Origin of the sequence: Hoeflea sp., from assembly GCF_039975035.1 — a bacterium.
GTDB lineage: Bacteria > Pseudomonadota > Alphaproteobacteria > Rhizobiales > Rhizobiaceae > Hoeflea.
On the sequence record NZ_JBDWHW010000175.1, the window covers coordinates 1 to 5,265 of the forward strand.

A 5,265-nucleotide genomic window follows, 5' to 3' on the forward strand; every position below is an offset into this window, starting at 1 on the left:
AGGGTCATGAGGGTGCGCCGGGCTGCGGGCTCGTGGGAGACGATCTGGAGGATCAGGCCGGCGACCAGGGCTTTGGCCTCCTCGTTCCAGTGGGCTTCACCGCTCATGCCCGGTTCGTCGAAGACGAGGGCATCGGCGAGCGTTCCGGCGTCCTCGGCAAGGTCGAGGCTAGCCGGGTCAAGGCTGTCCATGGGATTGAAGGTGCCGGTCCGGGTATCGGTCGCGCCGAAGGGATCGAGAATATGGACTGGCCCGAACTGTTCCCGGGCGCGTCCGGCGATCTTTGCGTTTTCGCCCTTGGGATCGATGCAGATGATGGAGCGATCGGCGGTCAGCAGATTTGGAATGAGGGTGCCGACGCCTTTTCCGGTCCTGGTCGGCGCCATGGTGATGAGGTGGGACGGGCCGTCATAGCGCAGGAGCCTTTTCGACTTGGGGTCTCGGCCAATTAGGAGGCCGGAAGACTTTTGCGAATAGGGCGCCATCTCTTTCGGTGTCGCGAAGCGGGCGGAGCCGTGGGTTTCACCGGCGATGTTACCGAAATTGTCGATGAGCGCATTGGTGATAGCGCGCCAAATAAGCAGCAAGGCAAAGATGATAACGACCGAACTGGCGATCTGGCGAATGAGGCCGGCGCGCTCGATCGTGCCGTTATGGACGAGATATTCAATGACGAAAGTAGGAATGAGTATGATGACCAGAAGACCGACAACGAACTTCACGAAAAACGCGCCATAGCGAAAGGGAAATGTCACGAAAGCGATCAATGCCCAGATGGGGTCACGTCCTGCGGCGCGCCCAATATTTTTCAATGCCACCCAGGCCAATTTTAATCTCAGCATGAATTCCCCTGTATCAAGCGTCTTTTTGGTTTTCGGTACTTATCTCGATCAAATCGGAAAACAGTTCCTTATCGGCCTCCCGAGTGAGGAAGTCCGGCAGTTCGCGGCGTAGCCAGTCGGAGAGCCGCCGTGTAAATTCCGGGTCATTGGCATTCTCAAGACGGTGCAGCACAAGTGCTCCAAGCAACACCTTACGGCGTGTGTCGCGGGTGCGCTCCTGTTTTGTGAGCCGTGCTTTCAGCGTCTTCTTTTTCGTTTCCAGTTCAGCTAGTCGCTGTTCGATGGATTTGCGTGCCATGATGATTTCCTGATGAAGGTACCACAGGGCTGCACTCTATAATTAATTTTACCGAGGAAGCAAAACGCAAAGTTGCGCATATTGAGGCAAGAGGCTATCCGCTTGCTCCGATACCTGAAAATGAAAAAGCGTAGCGATTGAAATTTGAAGGGCGCACTTACGAGTTGATGCTCAACTCAGTGCTTGATACCCTCTTTGAGGATTAGGAGATCGGGATTGGCCGTCTATCATTGCAGCATCAAGCCAATATCGCGATCGGGCGGCCGCAGCGCCGTGGCGGCGATCGCCTATCGATCCGGTGAGCGGCTGGTGAATGAACGCGACGGCATGGTGCATGACTTCACCAAAAAACAGGGCATCGAGCACACCGAGATCGTTCTGCCCGAAGGGTCATCCGCCGAGTGGGCGCGCGATCGCTCGGTTTTGTGGAATGCCGCCGAGTTTGCCGAAAACCGCAAAGACGCCCGTGTCGCTCGTGAGTTCGAGATTGCGCTTCCCCATGAGTTGTCGGCTGAAGCGCGGCTGGAAGCGGTTCGCGACTTTGCCGCCGATCTTGCGAACCGCTATGGCGTGGCAGTGGACTTTGCCATTCATGCGCCGCATGTCGAAGGCGACATTCGGAACTTCCATGCGCACGTGATGATGACGACACGTCGGGTTGAGAAAAGCGGCTTAAGCGAGAAAACCTATATCGAGCGTGAGAACAAGTGGCTGTTGGGACAGGGCTTGCCGGCGAGCGACATGCAGATTCGTGACATTCGCCGATCTTGGGAAGGGATAGCGAATGAACAGCTGGCACGTGAAGGGTTTGATATCCGGATCGATCACCGGTCCCATTTGGACCGGGGGCTTGAGATCATTCCGACGGAGCATATGGGAGTTCATGCGACGCAGCTGCAACGGCAGGGGCGGGCGGTAGATCGAACCCGTTTGGATGAGGGGTCGGCCAAACGCAATGCGGAGCTTATCCGGGAAAAGCCGGAAGAGGTTCTGTCGCTGATTGCAGAAGAGAAGAGCGTGTTCGATCGGCATGATATTGCCCGCACACTGCATCGCTATCTCAACGATGAGCCCCAAGCGTTTCAGAACGCCTTTGCTTCAGTCATGGCCTCGCCGACGCTTGTGCAGCTTCAGGGCGAGCGTGTTGATCGGGAAACGGGCGAAGTGACGCTCGCGCGCTATTCAACGCGGGACATGGTGTCTCTTGAAAGCAGCATGATCGAAAGCGCGCGGCGAATGCATGCGGCGCGATCGCATGGTGTCGATCAGCGACATGTTCGTGGTGCGATCGAGCGACAGGACGAGGCGCTTCAACGCGGGGCCGGGGATATCTCGGCGCGATTGTCGAATGAGCAGCGTGGAGCGATTGCGCATATCACCGGTCGGGAACGGATTGCGGCGGTGGTCGGGTTTGCGGGGGCGGGCAAGTCGACGATGCTGGCGGCGGCGCGTGAGGCCTGGGAGCGACAGGGGTACCGGGTTCATGGGGCGGCCTTGTCGGGGAAGGCGGCCGAAGGGTTGGAAGAGAGTTCCGGGATTGCGAGCCGCACGTTGGCGTCGTGGGAGATGGGTTGGCAGAACGACAGGCGCCAGCTCGGCCGCGGCGACGTGTTTGTTATCGACGAGGCGGGGATGGTGGGCAGCCGTCAGCTGGCGCGATTTGTTGGCGAGGCTGAAGCGCGCGGGGCGAAGATCGTTCTTGTTGGCGATCATGAGCAGTTGCAGGCGATCGGGGCGGGCGCTCCGTTCCGGGCTGTTGCGGAAGAGGTCGGTCATGCGGAGCTTACGGAAATTCGCCGCCAGCGTCATGACTGGCAGCGGGAGGCTTCTGTTTCGTTTGCCACCCATAAGACGGGCGAAGGGTTGGCCGCCTATCGCGATCATGGAGACATTCATTTTGCGGCTGATCGCGACCAGGCGCGGTCGGAGATTGTTCGAGACTACCTTGCCGATCTTGACCAGCGGCCGCAGGGAAGCCGGGTCGCTATGGCGCATCGGAGGGTTGATGTTCGAGCGTTGAATGAAGGCATCCGTTCCGAGCTTCAGGAACGCGGTTCATTGTCGCGCGGCGAGGACGCCGGCGAAGTGTCGGTTCAGACCAATGACGGCAAGCGCGACTTTGCGCCGGGTGACCGGATCGTATTCCTTGAGAACAACCGTGACCTTGGTGTCAAAAACGGGATGCTTGGCACGGTGGAGCGCATCGAAGCCGGTGAGGGGGGTGACCCACCCAGGATCGTTGCGCAGCTCGATGGCCGCGATGGTGAGTGCGTGCGTGTTGATTTGGAGACCTACAAGGCCATCGACCACGGCTATGCGACGACGATCCACAAAAACCAGGGGGCGACGGTCGACCGAGCCTATGTTCTGGCGTCGGCAACGATGGACCGACATTTGACCTATGTTGCTATGACCAGGCATCGCGATGGCGCGCAGCTTTATGCGGATATGGGCGAGTTCGGCGATCGTTCATCGGGTCGCCTGGTCGAACATGGCAAGGCGCCGTTTGAGCACCGGTCAGGCAACGCCAAGAGCTACTTCGTCACTCTGGAAAACGCCAAAGGCGAGCGACAGACGACTTGGGGTGTTGATCTTGAGCGGGCCATTGGTGAGGCCAAACCGGAGATCGGCGAGACGATCGGGCTTCGGCATGAGGGATCTCAGACGGTTAGGCTTCCTGATGGAACGCAGGTGCAGCGCAATGCCTGGAAGGTGATTGAGGCGCAGGATCTGGCCTATGGACAGCTGGAAGCCCGTTTGTCGCGTTCCGGCGTGAAGGAAACGACGCTGGATTATTCCGCCGCTTTTGCAGAGCGTCGCGGGATAGCGGAAACCTTGGGGATCAGGAGCGAGATCGATGTTGCGCGGATGGAGCGGAGTGCTGCCCGCGATCTTTCTCCGGCTCACTACGGCGCTAATGGGGAGCGCGTTCGCTCGCAGAAAGATCGCTCCGAAACGGTCGGGCGTATGGTGGCCCAGGATAGGGGATCTGGCGAGAAGAAGCTTGCGGATCGCGCAGAGCGAACGACCGAGGCAAACGCACCGTCGGCGGGCAAACAGCGGCGTAGCCTGTTTGACGGTCTCAAGCTTAACGCCCGGTCGAAACAGGAACGCAAGCCGGAAACGCGCGATATAGACCAGGACAGGCTTGCTGAGCGGCTGCGCCGGCACTCCCCGTTTGAAACGGCCGTCGATCGCTATGCGCAGGCGTTTAGCGCCGGACAAAAGCAGCGTGGGCAGGGCTTGCCTCTCCTTGAGAGTCAGAAACGGGAAATGCAGGAGGCCGGCCGTCAGCTCGACCAGGCGCGGTCCGGTTCCCTGGAGTTGATCAGATCTGCGGTGCAGCGCGATCCGCAGACCGCGTTGGCCATGACGGAGCGTTCTGGCCGGGACCGTGTCGATCATCTTGTCGCCGGCATGGAGCGTGAGCGGGCGGCGGTTGCGGACCCGGCTGTTCGTGCCGATCGCTTTGTCGAGCGCTGGCAGGAGTTGAAGGCCGAGCACCGGGAGCTGCGTGGGCGGCAGGAGACGCAAGCGCGCGGCAGGGTCGCATCTGAGTTGCGCGATTTGACGAAAAGCCTCGAGCGCGATCCGCAGATGGAGCAGGCGCTTCAAAAGCGGTCGAAAGACCTTGGACTTGACCATATCGGCCAAGAAAAGAGCCTTGCCAAAGACCTGGAGCGGCAAATCTCGCGGGAGCAAAAGCTCGACAAGAGCCACGGACTGGAAATGTAAGGGACACGATGACGGACGCAAGCGCGGACTTCGAACGAGACAACATGGAAACTGCCGGCGATCCGGTTCAGGCTTTCGACGATTTGCGTGAGGCGGTGGAAAAGCTCTCACGCGAGATCGGCGGAGAAATGACCGTGATCCGCAAGGGGGTCGAGACGGCCTTCGACCAGATCGACAGGATCGGTCAGCCGGTCGACTACAGTGCCGATCTCGGTCGTCTGGTGGAAAGCCTTGCCCGGACCCGGGAGCGCCTTCAGGCGATCGAGCAATTGCCGGTACTCCGGCTTCAGCCGGCCCAACTGACGCGCGCCGCCGAACAGGGCGGGGACGGGCTGGTAAAATCACTGGCGCGTAAAGTGGATGAAGCTACCAGCGATCTGGCGCGCGAAG

General features: G+C 59.8%; 4 protein-coding genes. 2 read left to right on the top strand and 2 right to left on the bottom strand.

Translation table 11 applies throughout. The features are described from left to right. Both ABJN75_RS15900 and ABJN75_RS15905 read right to left on the bottom strand, forming a co-directional pair. Positions 1 to 842 (bottom strand): type IV secretory system conjugative DNA transfer family protein (locus ABJN75_RS15900; protein WP_348440559.1); only part of this gene is annotated, 842 nt, incomplete at its 3' end. A 13-nt stretch (positions 843 to 855) separates the two neighbouring features. Continuing rightward, complete coding sequence (locus tag ABJN75_RS15905) at positions 856 to 1,140, bottom strand: mobilization protein (RefSeq protein WP_348037662.1); 285 nt, start codon at positions 1,138 to 1,140, stop codon at positions 856 to 858. Positions 1,141 to 1,356: 216 nt separating this feature from the next. Between ABJN75_RS15905 and traA the strand changes: the two genes are divergently transcribed. Together traA and ABJN75_RS15915 are read left to right on the top strand one after the other, a co-directional pair. Continuing rightward, entirely contained in the window at positions 1,357 to 4,875 is a 3,519-nt protein-coding gene (gene traA / locus ABJN75_RS15910) for a Ti-type conjugative transfer relaxase TraA (RefSeq protein ID WP_348037663.1), read from the top strand. A 44-nt stretch (positions 4,876 to 4,919) separates the two neighbouring features. Beyond that, positions 4,920 to 5,265, top strand: a 346-nt coding sequence (locus tag ABJN75_RS15915) for a DUF6118 family protein (RefSeq protein ID WP_348440560.1), incomplete at its 3' end; no start/stop codon positions are given.

What these genes read in the sequence shown, in the direction of transcription:
- ABJN75_RS15905 (WP_348037662.1), bottom strand. Translation starts at nt 1,140, where the DNA reads ATGGCACGCAAATCCATCGAACAGCGACTAGCTGAACTGGAAACGAAA.